At 66.3% G+C, this 20,431-nt stretch carries 11 protein-coding genes and 3 pseudogenes; 9 read left to right on the forward strand and 5 right to left on the reverse strand.

Annotated features, from left to right (window positions below; genetic code table 11):
• Positions 1–4: 4 nt before the first annotated feature.
• Positions 5–325: pseudogene (locus SY91_RS06085) on the reverse strand (capsule polysaccharide export ABC transporter permease); the annotation flags it as partial.
• Between the two features lie 7 nt (positions 326–332).
• Positions 333–1,409 (reverse strand): hypothetical protein, encoded by a 1,077-nt coding sequence (locus SY91_RS06090; RefSeq protein WP_249209365.1) that lies wholly within the window; start codon positions 1,407–1,409, stop codon positions 333–335.
• 433 nt (positions 1,410–1,842) lie between these two features.
• Between SY91_RS06090 and SY91_RS06095 the strand changes: the two genes are divergently transcribed.
• From SY91_RS06095 to SY91_RS06125, 7 genes and pseudogenes are all read left to right on the forward strand, one after another.
• A complete protein-coding gene (locus SY91_RS06095; RefSeq protein WP_043887582.1) occupies positions 1,843–3,048 on the forward strand; it encodes a capsule biosynthesis protein in 1,206 nt (401 codons plus the stop codon).
• Positions 3,041–3,832 (forward strand): SDR family NAD(P)-dependent oxidoreductase, encoded by a 792-nt coding sequence (locus tag SY91_RS06100; protein ID WP_023476313.1) that lies wholly within the window; start codon positions 3,041–3,043, stop codon positions 3,830–3,832. Before SY91_RS06095 ends, SY91_RS06100 begins: the two co-directional genes overlap by 8 nt.
• Positions 3,829–5,360 (forward strand): annotated as a pseudogene (locus SY91_RS06105) (LTA synthase family protein). The gene SY91_RS06100 and the pseudogene SY91_RS06105 overlap by 4 nt, the downstream one beginning before the upstream one ends.
• Positions 5,361–5,363: 3 nt before the next feature.
• A pseudogene (locus SY91_RS06110) lies at positions 5,364–13,000 on the forward strand (SDR family NAD(P)-dependent oxidoreductase).
• Complete coding sequence (locus SY91_RS06115) at positions 12,997–13,914, forward strand: UDP-3-O-acyl N-acetylglycosamine deacetylase (protein ID WP_023476310.1); 918 nt, start codon at positions 12,997–12,999, stop codon at positions 13,912–13,914. The pseudogene SY91_RS06110 and the gene SY91_RS06115 overlap by 4 nt, the downstream one beginning before the upstream one ends.
• A gap of 64 nt (positions 13,915–13,978) precedes the next feature.
• Positions 13,979–15,307 (forward strand): aminotransferase class I/II-fold pyridoxal phosphate-dependent enzyme, encoded by a 1,329-nt coding sequence (locus SY91_RS06120; RefSeq protein WP_023476308.1) that lies wholly within the window; start codon positions 13,979–13,981, stop codon positions 15,305–15,307.
• On the forward strand, positions 15,304–15,978 hold the full coding sequence (locus tag SY91_RS06125) for a GNAT family N-acetyltransferase (RefSeq protein WP_023476307.1): 675 nt from the start codon (positions 15,304–15,306) through the stop codon (positions 15,976–15,978). The genes SY91_RS06120 and SY91_RS06125 overlap by 4 nt, the downstream gene beginning before the upstream one ends.
• 104 nt (positions 15,979–16,082) lie before the next feature.
• Here the strand turns inward: SY91_RS06125 and cysC are convergent, their stop codons facing one another.
• From cysC to SY91_RS06140, 3 genes are all read right to left on the reverse strand, one after another.
• The gene (gene cysC / locus SY91_RS06130) at positions 16,083–16,646 is read right to left on the reverse strand and encodes an adenylyl-sulfate kinase (RefSeq protein WP_023476306.1); all 564 of its coding nucleotides are present in this window, start codon (positions 16,644–16,646) and stop codon (positions 16,083–16,085) included.
• A 717-nt stretch (positions 16,647–17,363) separates the two neighbouring features.
• Positions 17,364–18,197 (reverse strand): class II glutamine amidotransferase, encoded by an 834-nt coding sequence (locus tag SY91_RS06135; RefSeq protein WP_011544669.1) that lies wholly within the window; start codon positions 18,195–18,197, stop codon positions 17,364–17,366.
• Between the two features lie 186 nt (positions 18,198–18,383).
• Positions 18,384–18,713 (reverse strand): carboxymuconolactone decarboxylase family protein, encoded by a 330-nt coding sequence (locus SY91_RS06140; protein WP_006484989.1) that lies wholly within the window; start codon positions 18,711–18,713, stop codon positions 18,384–18,386.
• Positions 18,714–18,842: 129 nt separating this feature from the next.
• Here SY91_RS06140 and SY91_RS06145 point away from each other — a divergent pair, with 129 nt between their 5' ends.
• Positions 18,843–19,790, forward strand: a complete 948-nt coding sequence (locus tag SY91_RS06145) for a cupin domain-containing protein (RefSeq protein ID WP_023476305.1) — start codon at positions 18,843–18,845, stop codon at positions 19,788–19,790.
• A 103-nt stretch (positions 19,791–19,893) separates the two neighbouring features.
• Positions 19,894–20,337 (forward strand): inner membrane protein YiaA, encoded by a 444-nt coding sequence (yiaA, locus tag SY91_RS06150; RefSeq protein ID WP_027807496.1) that lies wholly within the window; start codon positions 19,894–19,896, stop codon positions 20,335–20,337.
• Positions 20,338–20,431 lie beyond the last annotated feature (94 nt).

Genomic DNA, 20,431 nt, shown 5'->3' on the forward strand with positions numbered 1-20,431 from the left:
TCCACCGGACGTTGCGATGATAGAGCAGCGCCTGATTGGGCAGGATCGCAAGCGCGCAGCGATTGGCGCAATTGCGCCAGATCAGCACGGACGAGTATCCGGTAATCGCGAATGACGTGATCGGCAAGGTGGAGCCGTGCGTGGCCTTCATTGCCGTCCAGAGACCGAGAACGCCCAGCGTGAACATCATCGGCTCGAAGAAAACCCACAGGAAGCCGATATTGTGTCGTCCGTAGCGAGTAAGAATTTCACGCATCAGCAGCGCGCCTACGACGCGCAACTGAATCTGGAACGATCGGATGAGAGGAGTGTCGTGATGCACGATCTGCGGCTTAGTCGTGATGCTCGCGCACGCCCGCGAGCAACAGGCTTAACACGCCCCAAGTAATCATCCCGAGTGCAAATATTTCGAAAATCGACTTCAGGCGCTTGGGTTCGATAGCTACGTCTGGCGTATTCGGCTGCACCAGGCGTTCCAGGTAAAGTTGCTTTTTCTCGGCCTCGGCCTTTGCATTCTCGAGATTGGTGAGCGCGGATGCAAGTTGCTTCTCCGCAAATTGAGCATCGAGCTGAAGTCGTGCGTAGCGTGCCGCTTTGTCCGAAAGCGAGTTTTTGCTTCCCACCACGCCGCCTGTTGTGCCTTCGATCTGCTTCTGCAGGGCTGCGATGTTCGTACGGAGAACCGGAATCTGCGGATTTTTGGGTGCAATGGCTTCCAGTTGCAGCAATTGTGCTTGTGCCGCGTACAACTGGCTTTGCAGCCCGGCGACCTGCTGAAGTTGCAGTGCGGATTGTCTTTCGGGATCGAAGACAGCGTAGCTGTTGCGGTACGCTGCGAGCGAAGCTGCCGTGTCCTTCGATTTGGCCGCTGCGATGTCGACTTGCTGCTGGGCAAAGCTTACAGTATCGTTCGCTGCCCGCTGGTTCATGCGGTTGATCAGGCGCTCGCTCAGCGCCAGCAAGCTCTCGTTGATCTGGGCGGCATCCTTGGCCGTGTATGCGCGTACCTGGAGCGTCGTGATTGACGATGCAGGGTCGAATTCAACGCTGACAACGTGCCTTCCATAATATTTCCAGAGGGCTTCAAAGCTGTCGTCGAAAAGCCGGTGGAAGCGACTGACAAAATCACCGCGATTGCCATACGCGTCAGCGATGTAGTTGCCTTGGTTTAGCTCGACCAACGCATCGCGAGACTGAATGTAGTCGATGACAGGGTAGGTGTCGTCCTGTGCCTTGGAAAAACCGGTGCCCTGGAGCAGCATGCCGACAAGACTAGTTTGGCTTTGTCGTTGCGGGCTGCGTACCACGAATCGGGACTCCGATACGTATATATCGGACGCAACGAGTCCGTAATAGAGAGTGGCGATGGCGGTGGGCAATACCACGGTGAGCGCGAAGAGCCTATTCATTCCGCGTAGTCGCTCGAGCAGGCTTTTCTTCACGCGTGCCGACGATGATGTCGTGATGCCAGTTGCGTTTTCCAACTTATTTCCATCCAGACTGATTGTCGTGTGGTAGATCTGCAGTACGAGGCAGATCGACAGAGGGGCATCGATGAGCACGACCTCCTGCTGCCGTTATCGAAGCGACGAGCGGCTCGGGCCGCAACTTGCATCGGGGCCCGAGATTATAACGACTGGGCGCTGACCCCGCCATCTTCGGACATCGTATGTCATCTCTACAACAACGCGGTCAGTGTTTTTGGAATTGGCTATATTTGTCACAGTCGCAGTGCTATATTCGGCACTTCCCGGGAACGGCGAGGACGGGATACCAGATCTCGCCGGTATTTAGAACAATTGGGCCGGTGAGGGCCACGCTACATCGCCGGTTGACTTTTCCATGCCTCGCTCATTTCTTGTGCTGCAAGGCACGGCTTCGCTATTTTTTAGTCGGCTCGCGGATGTGTTGGTCGAGCGGGGTCATGCGACACATCGCGTTAATTTCTGTGGCGGTGATTGGTTCTACGGTCGGACTCGCAACACGCTCAACTATGCCGGGTGGGTTTCTGGGCTTTCCACGTGGTATTCCGACGTCATTCGCCGGGAAGGCATCACTGATGTCCTGATGTTCGGTGATTGCCGCGAGGTTCATCGGCACATGCACCCTGTCGCCGAGCAATTCGGTCTGCGCGTGCACGTCTTTGAAGAGGGCTACGTGCGCCCGCACTGGATCACGCTTGAAAGCCACGGCGTGAACGGTCGCTCGCGAATGCCGGTGGATCCGAGGGAATACACGAGGCTGCGCGATGTCATCCCAGCGGCGGAACCCGGCGTGCCGACCGGCTACAACCTGTATGAGCGGGTGTTTCATGACATCACGTATCGGGTCGCCAATGCGTTGCTAATGTGGCGGTTTCCGCTTTATCGCAGCCATCGGCCAAAGAACGGCGTGTTCGAGTACACGGGGCTCGCGGTTCGGGCGCTGCTGCAAGGCAAGCATCGCCGCCAGGCCGAAGCCATCGTGCGCGAATTGCTCGACTCCGGCCGGCCGTATTACCTGTTCCCGCTTCAGCTGAACTCCGATGCGCAGATCGTCGTGCATTCGCCATTCGAAGGGGTACGCGATGCGATTGACTACGTCCTGCGCTCGTTCGCTCGGCACGCGCCGCACGACGCGACCCTGCTGATCAAGAATCACCCGCTCGACACTGGCATGATCGAATATCACCGCTTCGCGATGTCGATTGCGCGCGAGGCTGGTATCGGAGATCGGGTCCGTTTCATCAACTCGGGTCACTTGCCGACACTGCTCGAGCATGCGCGCGGCGTGGTCGTGGTGAACAGCACGGTCGGGCTTTCGGCTTTGCACCACGAGCGCCCGCTAGTGGCGCTCGGGACCGCTATTTATAATATGCCGGGCTTGACTTGGCAGGGGAAACTCGACGATTTCTGGTATGGCGGCGAACTGCCGGACATGTATCTCTATCACGCCTTCCTGGACTACGTGATGCATCACACGCAAATCAACGGCGATTTCTACACCCGAACCGGCATCGAGATGGCGGTCGCGGGGGCGGTCGAGCGCCTGGACCGCGCGGATGCCTGATCAACTGCCGCGAAACATCGTTATCACCGGCGCGAGTGCCGGTCTCGGCCGCGCGCTTGCGCTTGCCTATGCACAGCCCGGCACGACGCTGGGGATCGTCGGCCGCAATTTCTCGGAGGTCGAGAAAACGGCGGCGACTTGCCGCGCGCACGGCGCCATGGTCGAAACGGGTGTCATAGACGTGCGCGATGCCGCGTCGACTGCCGCCTGGCTAACCGACTTCGACACCCTCCACCCGATCGACCTGCTGATCGCGAACGCCGGTGTGGCCAGTACGATCGCCGATGCGAGCGACTGGGAAGACCTGGAACGCACGGCTCGCGTCATCGACACGAATCTCTACGGCGCATTGCATACGGTCTTGCCGGTTATCGGCCGGATGCGGGAGCGCAGGCGCGGCCGTATCGCGATGGTCAGTTCGATCGCCGCACTGCGCGGCATGGCGATCTCGCCAGCCTATTGCGCGAGCAAGGCCGCGATCAAGGCCTACGGCGATTCCGTGCGCCCGTTGCTGGCGCGCGACGGCGTGGGCGTCACGATCATCCTGCCCGGCTTCGTGAAGACGGCGATGAGCGACGTGTTCCCCGGCGACAAGCCGTTCCTCTGGAGTGCCGAGCGTTCGGCCGAGTACATCCGCCGGCGGCTCGACGCAGGCCGAAGCGAGATCGCGTTCCCCGGGTTGCTCGCATTCGGCATGCGCCTCCTGCCGCTGCTGCCCGCGACGCTGGCCGACGCGATCCTCGACCGCCTGTCCTATCTTCCGTCGAAGGACCGGGTCAATTGAGCGCGCGTCTTGCCGTGACGCTGACGGCCACCATTGCGGTGTCGTTTGCGGTCGATGCGATCGCCGTCCCGCGCGCGCCGCTGCGGCGCCCGCTGCTGTCGTCAGTGCTTCATATTGTTGCCGTACTCTTCGTATTCGACCTCGTGTTCGCCGCCACCTGCCGGCCGCTGTTTTCGGCCTGCGCGTCGCTTGCGCTCGTCGGTCTCGTCGCCGCAGTCAGCAACGCGAAGTACGAGTCGTTGCGCGAGCCGTTCGTATTTACCGATCTGAGCCTGTTCAGCCAGTTGTTTTCGCATCCCCGTCTTTATTTGCCATTCCTCAGCGTCGGCAAGGTCGTCGCGATCGGCGTCGGCATTCTGCTCGTGATCGCGGGTTTCGTCGTCGAGCGACCGGTGCATCGGGGGGCGTCGTGATCGCGTGGTTCGCGGTAGCGTTGCCGCTCGTGCTCGCGGTGCCCATCGCGGCGCGTTTGCCGTTGACGCTCGATCCCGATGCCGACCAGCGTCGCCACGGCTTTTTTGCCGTGTTCGTGGCTTATCTGCTCAACGGGCTGCGCCCCGCGACGTTCCGGAAATTTCGCGAGGTCGTGGCGGCGGGGCCGTTCGCAACCGGCAAGTCGCATCGGCGCCCGGACGTGATCCTGATCCAGAGCGAATCGTTTTTCGATGCGCGCCGGCTCGGTCGCGCGGTCGAGCCGAGGCTTTTCGCGCGCTTCGACGAAGCGCGCCGCGAGGCCATCTGGCATGGCGAGATGACGGTGCCGGCATGGGGCGCCAACACCATGCGAACGGAATTCGCGGTGCTGACCGGCATGGAATCTTTTTCGCTTGGATATGCGCGCTTTTATCCTTACGTATTTGTAAGAAATAAAATCGCGTCGCTTGCCTCTTGGTTTAACCGTTGCGGCTACGATACAGTCGCGATTCATCCGTATTACGCCGATTTCTTCGGGCGGGACCGGGTATTTCCGCTGCTGGGTTTTACGCGCTTTCTTGATATCCGCGATTTTGCATCGGCGTCCCGTGCCGGCCCGTACGTGGCGGACGCCGCGGTATCCGAATCGATCATCGCCGAACTCGAAGCGGCGGGCGACGACCATCCGCGCTTCATTTTCGCGATGACAATGGAAAACCACGGCCCGCTGCACCTCGAACAGGTTTTGCCTGGAGAATCGTCTTCGCGGCATACTCTTGGCGAAGACCCGTCCTGGCGCGACCTGACAGCCTACCTGCGACACATTGAAAATGCAGACGCAATGATTGGGCGCCTGCTCGACCATTTGCGCACCAGCGATCGTGAAACAGTCGTTTGTTTTTACGGCGATCACGTTCCCGCTCTGCCTCACGTATTCGATAAGCTGGGCGTTTCTCCGCAAACCAGCGACTACTTCATTTGGCGAAATTACGGCACGGACACGCCCGAATGCCGGAATCTGGCGGCCGAAGAGCTCGGTTCGGTACTTTTGCATGTGGTACAAGATGACGGACATCGCGCGGAACAACCGCACGCATCCGAGAAAGCGACATAAAAGATGAATAGTAAGATTGCAATAATTGGGGTGGCTTGTCGGTTTCCCGGGAGCGCGAACAATCTTGGCGACTTCTGGCAACTGCTGCGCGACGAACGCGACGCAGTGACCGAAATCCCCGCTGACCGCTTCGGTACCGATTTCTACCAGCACCCGTCCAAACGCGAACCGGGCAAGAGCTATACGTTCGCGGCCGGCGTGCTCGACAACGTCGCCGGCTTCGACGCCGCGTTCTTCGGCATTTCGCCGCGCGAAGCGGCCCAGATGGACCCTCAGCAGCGCCTGCTGCTCGAGCTCGCGTGGGAAGCATTCGAAGACGCCGGCGTGCGCCCGGCCGACATGCGCGGCAGCAACTGCGGCGTCTTCGTCGGCGCGGCCAGCATGGATTACGGCAACCGCAACATGGACGATCTGAACGTGATCGATCCGTATTCGGCGACCGGCAATACGCTGAGCATCGCGTCGAACCGCGTGTCCTACCTGTTCGACCTGCACGGCCCGAGCATGACGGTCGATACCGCCTGTTCGTCGTCGCTCGTCGCTCTCCATCAGGCCGTCAAGGCACTGCAGTCCGGCGAGGCCGACGTGGCGCTCGCGGGCGGCGTCAACCTGCTGCTGCACCCGTTCGGCTTCGTCAGCTTCTCGAAGGCGTCGATGCTGTCGCCGCGCGGTCGTTGCCGCGCATTCGACGCGACCGGCGACGGCTACGTGCGCTCGGAAGGCGGCGCGTTCGTGCTGCTCAAGCCGCTCGATCGCGCGCTGGCCGACGGCGATACGATCCATGCGGTGATCGCCGGTTCCGGCGTGAACTCGGTCGGCCACTCGCCGGGCGGGATCAGCGTGCCGGGCGCGGCCGCGCAGGCTTCGCTGCTGCGCAGCGTGTACGCGCGCGCCGGCATCGATCCGCGGTCGCTCGCCTATCTCGAGGCGCACGGCACCGGCACGGCGGTCGGCGATCCGATCGAGGCGCGTGCGCTGATCGACGTCGTGTCGGGCGAGCGCCCGGCCGATCGTCCGCTGCTGATCGGTTCGGTGAAGACCAACATCGGCCACCTCGAAACGGCATCCGGCATGGCCGGCCTGCTGAAGGCCGTGCTGTGCCTCAAGCATCGCGCGGTGCCGCGCTCGCTGCACTTCGTCACGCCCAATCCCGGGATCGATTTCGACGGCGGGCGTTTGCGCGTCGTCGATCGCTACATGCCGCTCGACGCGGGCGACGCGCCGCTGACGGTCGGCGTCAACTCGTTCGGCTTCGGCGGAACGAACGCCCACGTCGTGCTGACCGAGGCGCCGGTCGCAAACGACGTGTCGCCAGCAGCGCCCGAGCCGACTCGAGCGCAACCGTCCCCGCTCGCGCTGACCGCGCGCAGTGCGAATGCGCTCGCGGCACTCGCGGGCCGCTATCTGGCCATGCTCGACGACGGCGGCGACTGGCAGGCGCTTGCCGCGGCCGCCGCGCGTCGGCGCCAGTGGCTCGAGCATCGCGCGATCGTCGCGCCGGCCGACGTGGCCGAAGGCCGTGCGGCGCTTGCGGCACTGGCCCAGCCGGCACAGGACGGGCTGCCGGCCTGCGTGGCGGCCGGCCAGGCGCCCGCCGACGCATTGCGTACCGCGCTCGTGTTCTCGGGCAACGGTTGCCAGTGGGTCGGAATGGGCAACGAACTCTATGCGGAGAACGCGGTTTTCCGGGCGGCGCTCGACGAAGTCGACGCACTATGGCGCGCGGACGGCAGCCCGCCGCTCGTCGACGTGATGCGCGGCGGCCCGGGCACGACATGGCTGGCCGGCGCGGGTGCCGAATGGCTCGCCGCGACCGAGAACGCGCAGCCGCTGCTGTTCGCGATCCAGGTCGGCATGATTCGCGTGATCGACGCGCGAGGCATGCGTTACGACGCGGCGATCGGCCACAGCGTCGGTGAAATCGCCGCGGCGTGGGTGACGGGCGCGCTGTCGCTCGCCGACGCGGTGCGCGTGATCAAGATCCGCAGCCGCGCGCAGGCGATGACGCGCGGCAGCGGCCGGATGGCGGCCGTCGGCATCGGCGAGGCAGCCGCGCGCGAGCTGATCGCGCGCCATGGGCTTGCGCGCCGGGTCGAGGTGGCCGGCATCAACAGTCCCGATGCGGTGACGCTCGCCGGCGAGCTGCAGGGCTTGCAGGCGCTGGAGGCAGCGCTGCGCGGCAGCGGCAAGTTCTTCCAGATGCTCGATCTCGACTATGCGTTCCACAGCAGCCACATGGACCGCATCGAGCCGGTCGTGCTGGCCGAGCTGGCCAGCCTGCGGCCCCAGCCGGGCAACGGCAGGTTCGTGTCGACGGTGACCGGCGGCGCGCTCGCGGGCAACGCACTCGATGCGCGCTACTGGTGGCGCAATATCCGCGAACCGGTGCGCTTCGGCGACGGCATCGCGTATCTGATCGAGCAGGGCGTCAGGCTGTTCATCGAAGTCTCGCCGCATTCGATCCTGCGCACGTACGTGAAGCAGGCGTTGACGGCCGCCGGCGTGACCGGCGCGGTGCTGCCGACGCTCAAGCGCGATCACGGCAGCGCGGCGACGCTGCGGCAAGCGATTCTCGCGGCGATCGCGCACGGCGCGAGCGTCGATCCCGACCGCTTTGCGCCGGGCGAATCGCGTGCGGCATTGCCGTCGTATCCGTGGCAGCGCGACCGTTTCTGGCTCACGCCGACCGTCGAAGGCTACGGTCTCGTCAATCGGCGCCGCGAGCATCCGCTGCTCGGCTATCGGCTGCACGAACATGCATTCGGCTGGGAAAACCAGCTCGATCCGGCGAAGCTGCCGATGCTGGCCGATCACGTCGTCGACGGCGGCGTGGCGTTCCCGGGGCCGGCTACGTGGAAATGGCGCTCGCCGCGGCGCGCACCTTCTTCGATACGCCGGATGCGGCGCTCGAAAACGTCGAGATCCGCACGCCGGTCGTGTTCCAGCCGCAGCAGGCGAAGCTGTTCCGGCTCGTGATCGAGCCGCGCACCGCGACGTTTACGATCGAGACGCGCGACCGGATGTCTGACGGCGCATGGACGCTGAACGTGACGGGACGGATGCTCGAAAGCGGCAACGCGCTCGGCGCCGCGAGCATCGTGCCGGCCGCGACGCTTGAACGCCTGCTCGCGCTGCCGGCCGCCGACGGCGACACGCTGTATGCGAACACGGCAGCCATCGGCCTCCACTACGGGCCGGCGTTCCGCTGGGTTCGCACCGTGCGGGTCGCCGCGGCCGAGGACGCCGCGCTGGCCGACGTCGCCGCGCCGGCCGCGTGCGGCGATGCGCGGGCGCTATCCGCGTATCTGCTGCATCCGGCGTTGATGGACAGCGGGTTTCATCCGCTGTTCGCGCTGCTGGCGGCGCAGGCGCGTGATGGCGAGCATCCGGCCTACGTGCCGGTGCAGATCGGCCGGGTCGACTATTTGCGCGGCGACGCGGTCGCCCGCGTGCTCGCCCGGGTCGACCGGCGCAGCCCGCATTCGATCGTCGCGCAGTTCGAATTCCTCGACGCGCAGGGCGCGATCGTCGCGCGGCTCGGCGGCTGCCGGTTCCGGCGCGTGGACCTCGTCGGCCGCCGGCAGAATCTGCCTTCGCGTTTCGTCTACCGCCTCGAAGAGATGCCGTTGCCGAACGACGTCGACGCGGCCGCGTTGCCGGCACCCGACGCGCTGCTCGCGCAAGCGGTCGCGCGCGTCGACGCCGCGGAGCTCGACGGCCGTCGGACGCAGCATTTGACCGAGATCCTGCCGCTGCTCGACGTGCTGGCCAGCCTGTACGTGCTGCGCGCGTTCGATGCGCTCGGCGTATTCGCCGGCACGTGGCAGCCCGCACCGGAGCGCGCGGCGCTCGCTACACGCCTGGCCGACATGCTCGTCGAGGACGGGCTGGCCGCGCGTGACGGCGCGCGTCTCGTCCGCGACGACGCGGCGTGCGCGGCGCTGCCGCCGCTCGACGATCTGTGGCGCGGGCTGCTGGCCGAATCGCCGGGGCACGTGGCCGAACTGACGCTGCTCGCGCATTGCGGCGCGGCGCTGCCCGACGTGCTGAGCGGCGCGAAGGACGGCGCACGCTGGCTGTCGCCGACCGGGCACAGCCTGGTCGAGCAGTTGCTTGCCGCATCGCCGACCTGGCAGCACGTGCATGCGCTGCTGGCGGCCGGCGTCGAGCAGGCGGTCGATGCGTGGCAGCCGGCGCGCCGGCTGCGCGTGCTCGAACTGGGCGCGACGGACGGTGACGTGCTGCAAACGCTCGGCATGCATCTCGCCGCCGCGCGCTGCGATCACACGATCGCCGCGACGGCCGGCCAGCTGGCCGGGTTCGATACGGATGCGGAAGCCGCAGTGCGCACGGTGGCATTGCAGCCGGGCGAACGGTTGTCGCTGTCCGCCGACGAAGCCGGGCCGTACGACCTGATCGTCGCGAACCGCGCGCTGAGCGGCCGTCCCGATGCGGCCGATGCACTGAACGCGATGCGCTCGTGGTTGGCGCCGGGCGGCTTGCTGCTGCTGGCCGAGCCGCGTCGCGGCCGCTTCTCCGACATCGTGTTCGGCGCGCAGCCTGCGTCGACGGGCGTCGACCTGCCCGCGCCGCTGGCGCCGGCGGATCTCGAGGCGACGCTGGCGCGCGCGGGCTACGTCGACGTCGTGCGGCATGTCGAGCAGTCGCTCGATCTGGACGGCACGCCGACGTTCGTCATCGCACGCAACCCGGCAAGCGCCGCGGCCGCGCAACGCGGCAGCGACGCGAGCGATCTCGATACGCTCGCCCGCAGCGAACAATGGCTCGTGATGCACGCACCAGACGCGGCCGGCGGTTTCGGCGGGCAACTGGCCGACGCGCTCGCGCACGCGGGCTACCCGGCCGATATCGTCGACCTCGCGCATGCGGGCGATGCCATTGCGTCGTTGCCGGCGGGGCAGCCGGCGCATGTCGTGTTCTGCGCGCCGGAAACGCCGCTTGCCGACACGACGACGGGAGACGACCTGATGGCCGCGCTGCGTCACGGCGTGATCGCGCTGGCGGCGCTCGTGCGCGCGCTCGGCGCGCAACCGAACGCACGCACGCGGCTGACCGTCGTCACGCGCGGCGGCGCGCCGTTCGCCGGAGCCGCGCATGCGCATCCGGAACAGGCGACGCTGTGGGGCCTCGGTCGCGTGCTGGCGAACGAGCATCCCGAACTCGCATGCCGTTTGATCGACGTCGATCGCACGGCGGACGGGATTCCCGATGCGCTGATTCGCGAGCTGACCGGCGCGGCGGTCGAGGAAGAAGTCGTGTTGAGCGCGCACGGGCGGCTGGTGCCGCGCATGCTGACGGCCGCACAGGCCGCGGCGCGCAGCGACGGCGCGCTTGCACGCGCGTCGGTGCTGGCGTTCGACGCACCGGGCTCGTTGCGCAATCTCGAATGGTTCGCGCTGCCGGAAAGCGCGCTGGGCGACGACGAGGTGGAAATCGAGCCGGTTGCCACCGGCCTGAATTTCCGCGACGTGATGTACGCGATGGGGCTCCTGTCCGATGAAGCGGTGGAGACCGGCTTCGCGGGCGCGACGATCGGCATGGAGCTGTCCGGCCGCGTCGTCCGCGTAGGCCGCGCGGTGACGGCATTCGCACCGGGCGATGCGGTGCTCGGTTTCGCGCCGGCGTCGTTCGCGACGCGTGTCAGGACACGCGCGCAGGCCATCGCGCAGAAACCCCAGCGCCTGTCGTTCGAGGAAGCGGCGACCGTGCCGACCACGTTCTTCACCGCGTACTACGCGCTCGTCGAACTCGCGCGGCTGCGCCGCGGCGAGCGCGTGCTGGTGCATGGCGGCGCGGGCGGGGTCGGGATCGCCGCGATCCAGCTCGCGCGCCACTTCGGCGCGGAAGTGTTCGCGACCGCCGGCAGCGACGAGAAGCGCGAGTTCGTGCGCTTGCTCGGCGCCGATCACGTGCTCGACTCGCGCAGTCTGGCGTTCGCGGACGAGATTCGCGCGATGACGGGCGGCGAGGGCATCGACATCGTGCTGAATTCGCTCGCAGGCGAGGCGATGGTGCGCAGCATCGATACACTGCGTCCGTTCGGCCGTTTCCTCGAACTCGGCAAGCGCGATTTCTACGAAAACAGTCACATCGGGCTGCGGCCGTTCCGCAACAACATCAGTTATTTCGGCATCGACGCCGACCAGTTGATGGGTGCGCTGCCGGAACTGACCGCACGGCTGTTCGGCGACGTGATGGCGCTGTTCGCGGCAGGCGTGCTGCATCCGCTGCCGTACCGCGCGTTCCCGGCCGAGCGGGCCGAGGATGCGTTCCGCTACATGCAGCAGGCGCGCCAGATCGGCAAGGTGCTCGTGACCTATCCGTCCGGCACGCCCGCGCCGACGCGCGGCGTCGCGCGCGCGGCGTCGCTCGGGCTCGATCCGCACGGCGCTTACCTGGTGGTCGGCGGCACGGGCGGCCTGGGCTTCGCGAGCGCGCGCTGGATGGTCGAGCACGGCGCACGTCGGCTGACGCTGGCGAGCCGTTCCGGCGAACTCGCCGCCGCGGCGCGCGAGGAAGTGGTGCGCTGGCGCGACACGCTCGGCGTCATCGTCGACGTCGTGTCGTGCGATGTGACCGATGCGGTGGCAGTCGATGCGATGGTTGCCGCGATCGTCCGGCGTGCCCATCCGCTGAAGGGCGTGCTGCATTCCGCGATGTCGATCGACGACGGTCTCGTGCGCAATCTCGACGATGCGCGGATGACCGCGGTGCTCGCGCCGAAGGTCGCTGGCGCATGGAACCTGCATCGCGCGACGCGCGGGCTGCCGCTCGACCTGTTCGTCGTCTATTCGTCGGCGACCACCTATCTCGGCAATCCGGGGCAATCGAACTACGTCGCGGCCAACGCCTTCCTCGAGGCACTGGTCGAACATCGCCGCGCGGCAGGCTTGCCCGGCACGTTCATGGCCTGGGGGCCGCTCGAGGATGTCGGCTTCCTCGCACGCAACGCCGATACGCGCGAAGCGTTGCAGTCGCGGATCGGCGGTGCGTCGATCACGTCCGACGAAGCGATGGCCGCGCTCGAGCGCGTGCTGGTGGCGGGTGCGGCCGGCGAAGCGGTGGTGCGGCTCGACTGGCATGCGGTGGCACGCGGGATGCCGGCCGCGAAGGCGCGCCGGTATGCGCTGCTGCAATCGCAGGCGAAGGGTGGCGATGCGCGCGACGGCGGTACGCAACTGCGTGAAGAAGTGCTGGCCCTGCCGCGCGACGAAGCCATCGCGCTGGTGGCGCGGACGCTGCAGGCGCAGATCGCGCGGATTCTGCACATGACGCCCGATCGCATCGCGCTCGACAAGTCGGTGCTCGACATGGGCATGGATTCGCTGATGGGGATGGAGCTCGGCCTTGCGGTCGAGGAAGCGTTCGAGGTCAAGCTGTCGGTGATGGCGATCGCGGAAGGCGCGTCGGTGACGACGCTGGCCGGTCGCATCGTCGATTCGATCGGCGCGTCGGCGGATGCCGGCTGCGATGCCGCGTCGGCGGCCGATGCCGCGCAGGAGGCCGTCGCGGCACTCGCCGCGAAGCATGCGATCGACGGCGAAGCGCGCGCGATGCTCGATGCGCAGCCGGCGCCGGTTGCCGAGCAGGTATCGCCGTCGCTGGAGGTGGCGCGGTGAACGCGCCGACCGGCTGGGCGACGCGACAGGGCACGCTGGCGCGTCCGCTGACGATCGACGGGCATGGCTTGCATACGGGGCGCCGGGTCGGCGTCCGGATTCTGCCCGCGTGTCCGAAGGACGGCGTGACGGGCATCGTGTTCCGTCGGGTCGAGCACGGGCGCACGCTCGCGACGCTGCCCGTCGACCCAGCGCTGCGCCGCGCGCAGCCGCTCTGCACGATGCTGCGCAATGCCGACGGCATCGGCGTGCGCACGATCGAGCACCTGCTCGCGTCGCTGCTCGCGTGCGAGATCGATCACGCGATCGTCGAGCTCGACGCGGAAGAGGTGCCGATCCTCGACGGCAGCGCCACGCCGTGGGTCGACGCGATCCGCGCATGCGGCCGCGTCGCGCTCGATGCGCCGAAACGCTTCATTCGCGTGCTGCGACCGATCGTCGTCACGGACGGCGACGGCGACCAGCGGCGCGAGATGCGGATCGAGCCGGCGCCGCGTTACGAACTGAGCGTGCGCAACGACCTGCGCGGCTTCGGCGACATGCACTGGGACGGCGCGCTGACGCCGGCCGCATTCGCGACCGACATCGCGCCGTCGCGCTCGTACGGGCGCGTGAAGTGGGCCGTGCCGGCGATCGTCGCCGGCTATTTGCGCGGCGTGCCGATCCTGCGCGGCGCGCGGCCGTCGTGCACCGCGTCGATCGTCGGCAATCGCGTGCTGGGCGGGATGCGGTTGCCGGAGGAATTCGTCAGGCACCGCGTGCTCGATCTCGTCGGCGATCTCGCACTGGCCGGCGCGCCGCTGCTCGCGCGCGTGAGCGCGCTGCGGCCGAGCCACGAGATGAATTTCCGGCTGGTCGATGCGTTGCTGGCTACGCCCGATGCGTGGCAGTGGGCCGACTTTTCCGACGCATGACACCACGCCTTTTAAAAATACGCGGCGTAACATAGCGTCTTTTCGAGATACAGCGAAGGAAGCAATGGCACTGGGAGAGCATCTTCGCCAGCAACTGGCGGCGAAAGCGCTGAAACGGCAACTGGAGCGCGCGACCGACGCCGCGGCGGCGCCCGGCGTGCCCGGCACGCCGGCTGCGCAGACCGCGTCGGCGCGCAGCCGCTTCGAGTCGATGCCGCAGTATCAGCAGGTCCGCATCATGCGCGAGATGGGCGAGAAGCTGCGGGTCGAGTCGCCGTTTTTCCGCGTGCACGACGGCGTCGCCGGCGCGACCACGCAGATCGGCGGCCGCGAATACCTGAACTTCGCCAACTACAACTATCTGGGTCTGGCCGGCGATCCGGCGGTGTCCGCGCGCGCGAAAGCCGCGATCGACCGCTACGGCACGTCGGCTTCGGCGAGCCGGATGGTCGCGGGCGAGCGTCCGGTGCAGCGCGCGCTCGAGCGCGCGCTGGCCGCGTTCTACGAGACCGACGACTGCGTCGCGTTCGTGAGCGGCCATGCGACCAACGTGACCGTGATCGGCGCGTTGTTCGGCCCCGGCGATCTGGTGGTCCACGACGCGCTCGCGCACAACAGCATCGTCCAGGGCGCGCAGTTGAGCGGCGCGAAGCGGCTGAGCTTTCCGCACAACGACTGGCAGGCGCTCGACGAGCTGCTGTCGCGCGTGCACCGCGAATACCGGCACGTGATGATCGCGATCGAAGGGCTGTACAGCATGGACGGCGATTTCCCCGACCTGCAGCGCTTCGTCGACGTGAAGACGCGTCACGGGGCATTCCTGCTGGTCGACGAGGCCCATTCGCTCGGCGTGCTCGGCGCGACCGGCAAGGGCATCCGCGAGCATGCCGGCGTCGCGCCCGACCAGGTCGACATGTGGATGGGCACGATGAGCAAGACGCTGGCCGGCTGCGGCGGTTTCATCGCCGGCTGCCAGCCGCTCGTCGACATGCTGCGCCATCTGGCGCCGGGCTTCCTGTACAGCGTCGGGCTCGCGCCGACGCTCGCCGAAGCGTCGCTGGCGGCACTCGAACGCCTGCAGGCCGAGCCGGAGCGCGTCGCGCAGTTGCAGGCGCGCGGGCGACAGTTCCTGACCGAGGCGCGTGCGGCCGGGCTGAATACGGGCACGAGCGCCGGGTATGCGGTCGTGCCGGTGATCACGGGCAGTTCGCTGAAGGCCGCGCAGTGGGCGAATGCGATGTTCGACGAAGGGATCAACGTGCAGCCGATCTTCTATCCGGCCGTCGAGGAAAAGGCCGCGCGCCTGCGCTTCTTCATCTGTTCTACGCATGAGCCGGAGCAGATCAGCCGGACGGTGGGCGTGTTGTCGCGCCTCGCGGGGCGCGGCGCGTGACGCAGGCCGCCGCGGTCGCGCAAGCGGCTCCACGCGTCGGCGAGCCGGTGCGGTTTCGCGCGGCCAGTGCGGATGATGCGGCAGCATGCGCGCCGCTCGTGTTTGCGTCCGGCGTGGCCGAATTCGGCTTCTTTCTCGGCGAAAGCGACGCGCGCTGCATCGCTTTCCTGCAGCAGGCGTTCCGGTCGCGCCACGGACGCTTCTCGTGGCGCCGGCATCGGGTCGCAGTTGGGGACGATGGCGCGGTGCTCGCGGTGATGGCGATTCACGACGGACAGCGGACGACGTTCGACGACGTGCACGTCGTGTGGGCGCTCGTGCGCTTTTTTGGCGTGCGCCGCACGGTTGGCCAGTTGCTGCGCGGACTGATCCTCGAAACGGAGCTCCCGGCGCCGAAGCGTTCGCAGATCCTCGTCGCGCATTGCGCGACGGACGAACGTCAGCGCGGCACCGGCGTTTTCAGCGCGCTGTTTCGCGATGCGCTGGATACGGCGGCGTTGCCGGCCGATGGCAGCCGCGATGTCGTGCTCGACGTGCTGACGCGCAACGTGCGCGCCCGGGCGCTGTACGAACGCTTGGGGTTCGTCGCGCTGCCGCGGCGGCGCGTGCGTTCGCGCAGGTTGCCGGGTGAGCTTGATTCGATCCGGATGAGGTTCGGGGGCCGCGGCTAACCATGACAGTGGGCCGGTGCGGCGCAAGGCAGACGGTTCAACCGTCGCTTGCCACAATAGCGCGAGGGTAGTCGAGGCGCGGACGAGCCGGGAGAGGGCCGGTATCAGTCGTTCAATGGCAATTTCTGCATGATCGCGCGCACGCATTCCAGCGGACTGGCTTCGCCCGTGCGCACGTGCACGTCGGGAAATACCGGCTTCTCGTACGTGGATTCGATGCCAGTGAACTGCCGAATGGCCCCTTGCCTTGCCAGCGCATACAGCCCCTTGGGGTCGCGCGCTTCCGCCACATCCAGCGCAACGTCGACAAAGACTTCGAAAAACATGCCCTGTGGAAAACGCGCGCGCGCTTTGGCGCGAGCCTCCTGAAACGGCGAGATCAGCGCAACGATGACGACGAGCCCGGCCTCCACCATCAGGCGCGCGACCTCGGCAGTCCGGCGAATATTCTCGTGGCGGTCTGCGTCGCTGAATCCCAGGTCCTGATTCAATCCTTCGCGAAGCAGGTCGCCGTCCAGCAGAAAAGTCCGAAGGCCGCGTGCCTCGAGGTGTTCCTTCAGCAGATTCGACAGCGTCGATTTACCGGCACCGGAGACACCGGTGAGCCATACCACGAAGGCATGGTCCTGCTTCATGCTGGAAAGCACGGATTGATTACCCGTCAGCATGACAGGGAGGGAATTTTGGAGATCTTGAGTCATCTCGGAGTCGATGTGCCGGAACTGCGTCGTACTTTTTTATGATGCGGATTCATCCGTCGGCGAATTGTAACGTGCCTTTTCTAAATTTGTAACTTGAATATTTTAATCAGGAATAAGCGATGGCCTTCGTGCGGCACGACGTTGTTCGGGCACCCTCTGCTCGGTAACGATTGCCGATTCGTCGTAATAATTGGAAATGAACACGTGTCGCCGGTACGGTAAAAGGCAGGTAGAATCACCGCCCCATTTCATTGCCCCACTGAGTTTGCGGTACGTCCCGACCGGCCCGGTGCCATGAGGGAGGCGGGAGCGAGTAGAGCTTGCGGCGGAATCGTCGGAGGCAGGGCGACGGTGCCCGTCGACGTGTTGCAGAATACCTCGACACATATGTCTTCGACCGTGTTTCGATTATCGCCCCCGCTCCTGGTGGGTATGAAATCGCAAGAGTATTAATTTTTTATTCGGCGAAAACCGCAGAGGAGTGTGCGCGGCGTCCGCCTTCGTGATGCGATTCTGTCGCTCATTATCGAATTGGGGATTATTCGACGCGTGTGGGTCGATTATCTTTGCCGGGTGACGATTGGCATCCCTTCCGATTGCTTCGGCAGCACCACGCGCCGGCCCTTAAAAGCCGGATCGTCACAATCGTCTTATCACGCTCGCTTTCGTCAGGACTGCCGGATGTCACTTGTGCCGCGGCCCGAACGGCCGCTGCTGTACATCGGCGCCATGCGCGACGATCGCCATGCCCTCCGGCACTTCCTCCCACGCGCCGCGCAGGTCGACGAGCGGCTCCGACACGACCATGAACGCATCATCGCCGGCTTCGGCGATACGCGGGTTATGCGGATACAGCTCGTGCAGATGCTTGAACGACGTGCTGTGAAACAGCGAGCGCGATTGCCGTTCGCTCGAGTAACGCACCGCGACGATCCGTTCGCCATCGGTCGCGCAGATCGTCATGTTGAGCGGATCGGCGACGCGATGCCGCGCGGCGGTTTCCTCGACCACGCCGACCATCCGTTCGAGCGCCGGTAGCGGCGCCTGCTCGAGACCGTACGTCAGCGCGAGGCGAAACATCAACTCGGAATCGGTCGAGCCTTCGAGCGTCGGGAACAGCGCCGGATCGACCTTCATCGTCAGGTCGCGGCGCAGCTTGTGGAAGTCGCGGATCAGCCCGTTGTGCGCGAACAGCCAGCGGCCGTGGCGGAACGGGTGGCAGTTGGTTTCCTGCACGGGCGTGTCGGTGGCCGCGCGGATGTGTGCGATGAACATCCGCGAGCGGATCGCACGCGCGGCTTCGCGCAGGTTGCGGTCGTTCCATGCGGGATGCACGGAGCGATAGCGGAACGGGAGTTCGTCGGGATGCCCGTACCAGCCGATGCCGAAACCGTCGCCGTTGGTGGTCGTGGCGCCCAGCTCCGAATGCAGGCTCTGGTCGATCAGCGAATGCTTCGCGCGGAACAGCACGGTTTCCAGATGGATCGGATTACCCGTATAGGCGAGCCAGCGGCACATGGAGCGCTCCTTCACGATGTATCGTTCGCGCATGGTAGCCGCGCCGCGTCCGGGCGAGCCTCCACAATCGTCATACGTGGCGACCGCCTCCGCGCGATACGCGACCGCGCGACCATGTCGCTTGGCACCACGCAATGCAGCAGTTCGGTGCGGTGCGGCACGTGGGCCGTGCCGCACCGCGCGGGCTCAGTCGCCGAGCGCGTCCATCACACGCGCCGAATAGACGAGCGCCGCACCCGCATTCAACGCGATCGCGACGCCGAGCGCTTCCGCCACTTCCTCCTTGGTCGCGCCATGCTTGGCCGCTTCGGCCGTATGCACGGCGATACAGCCGTCGCAGCGCGTCGTGACGGCCACCGCGAGCGCGATCAGCTCGCGCGTCTTCGCGTCGAGATGGCCGGTCTTGGCGCCCGCGCCGGACAGCGCCTTGTAGCCGGCCAGCGTATCGGGCGACAGCTTGGCGATGTCGCCGATACGCGTCGAGAGTTCCTTCCGGTATTCGTTCCAGTTCAGCATGATGCGTCCTTGTCGAGAAGAGTGAGGAGGGCGGCGGGTGCCGCGATCTCGGGCGATGCAAGGCTATTCTGATCGCTCACGCTGAGGGTTTCGAGACGTTAGAGTGTCAATTTTTAGCGTAATCGTCTCATGGATGCATTGAGTCAACTGCTGTCGCTGGGTCGCAGCCATGTCGAACTCGATGTGCGCTGTCTGCTCGACGGCCCGTTCGCGATGCCGCACGACCCGCTGCCACCCGGCGAGGCGGCATTCCATCTGGTGCTGGCCGGAACCTGTCGGCTGCGTGCCGCCGCCGGGCGCACGCTGCAACTCGCCGAGGGCGATTTCGTGCTGCTGCCCGCAGGCGGCGGGCACGATCTGCTCGACGCAGTGGGCGGCCGCTCGAAGCCACTCGTGCCGTTGCGCGATTCGCGCGTCGGCGACGGCGCGGTGCTGCCGGTCAAGTCGAATCTCGATCCGGTCGAACCGCGCAGCGCGAGCGTGGATCTGCTCTGCGGACGGTTCGTCTATGCGCGCGGCGCGGGCGAACTGCTGATGCGTACGCTGCCGCAGGTGTTGCACGTCGGGTTGCGCGACACCTCGGGGGCCGCGCCGCTGCAATTGCTGACGAGTGTGCTGCGTACCGAGGCGTCGAACGTGCAGCCGGGTGCCGGCGCGATCGTGAATGCGCTCGGGCAGGCGCTGCTGGCGTATGCGCTGCGCGCGTACGGTCGTGGTGCGCGCGTACCGTCCGGCTGGCTCGCGCTCGCGGCCGATGCGCGGCTGGGCCCGTCGGTCCACGCCGTGCTGCAGGCGCCGGCGCAACCGTGGACGGTCGAATCGCTCGGCGCTGCGGCGGCGATGTCGCGTGCGACCTACGCGCGGCATTTCCGCGAGAAGGCCGGCATGAGCGTCGGCGCGTTCGTCGCGCAGATCCGGATGATGCATGCGTGCGCGCTGCTGCAGGACACGCAGCGCGGGCAGGCGGAAATCGGGCAGGCGGTCGGCTATCAGTCCGAGGCCGCGTTCGGCAAGGCGTTTCGCGCGGTGCTCGGCACGACGCCGGGGCGTTGGCGGCGTGCGCGGCGCGAAACGTGAGCGTGCAAGCACGCCCGTCGTGATACGCGCCAAAGCTGCTACCATGCGCAAAACGCAGTTCAATGACAACGACGTCGAACAACAAGAAAGAGAGGGCAAAGCAATGAACCAGACCACCATCCAGCAACCGTCGTTCGCGTTCGTGGCCGCGTCGTGGGCCGCGCTGCTCGCCGGTTTCGCGGCATTCCTGATCGGGCTCTGGAACGCCGGCATGCAGCTCAACGAGAAGGGTTACTACTTCACCGTGCTGGTGTTCGGCCTCTACGCGGCGATCTCGCTGCAGAAGAGCGTGCGCGATCGCGCAGAAGGCATTTCCGTCACCGGCATCTACTACGGCCTCAGCTGGGTCGCGCTGCTTTTGTCGATCGCGCTGCTGATCGTCGGTCTCTTCAATGCGACGCTGCAATTGAGCGAGAAGGGCTTTTACGCGATGTCGTTCGTGCTCGCGCTGTTCGGCTCGGTGGCCGTGCAGAAGAACACGCGCGATTTGCAGAACGCGAAGCCGCGCTATACCGACGCCGATTCCGCGTCGTCGATCCAGGAGTGACGGGAATACGCGGGGCGAGCGCCTGCCGGGGTTGCCCGTAACGCGATGATGTCTGCGGCGCCCGCATTCGCCGGCGTGCCGCGGGCCCGCTGTC

Origin of the sequence: Burkholderia cenocepacia, assembly GCF_014211915.1 — a bacterium.
Taxonomy (GTDB): Bacteria; Pseudomonadota; Gammaproteobacteria; order Burkholderiales; family Burkholderiaceae; genus Burkholderia; species Burkholderia orbicola.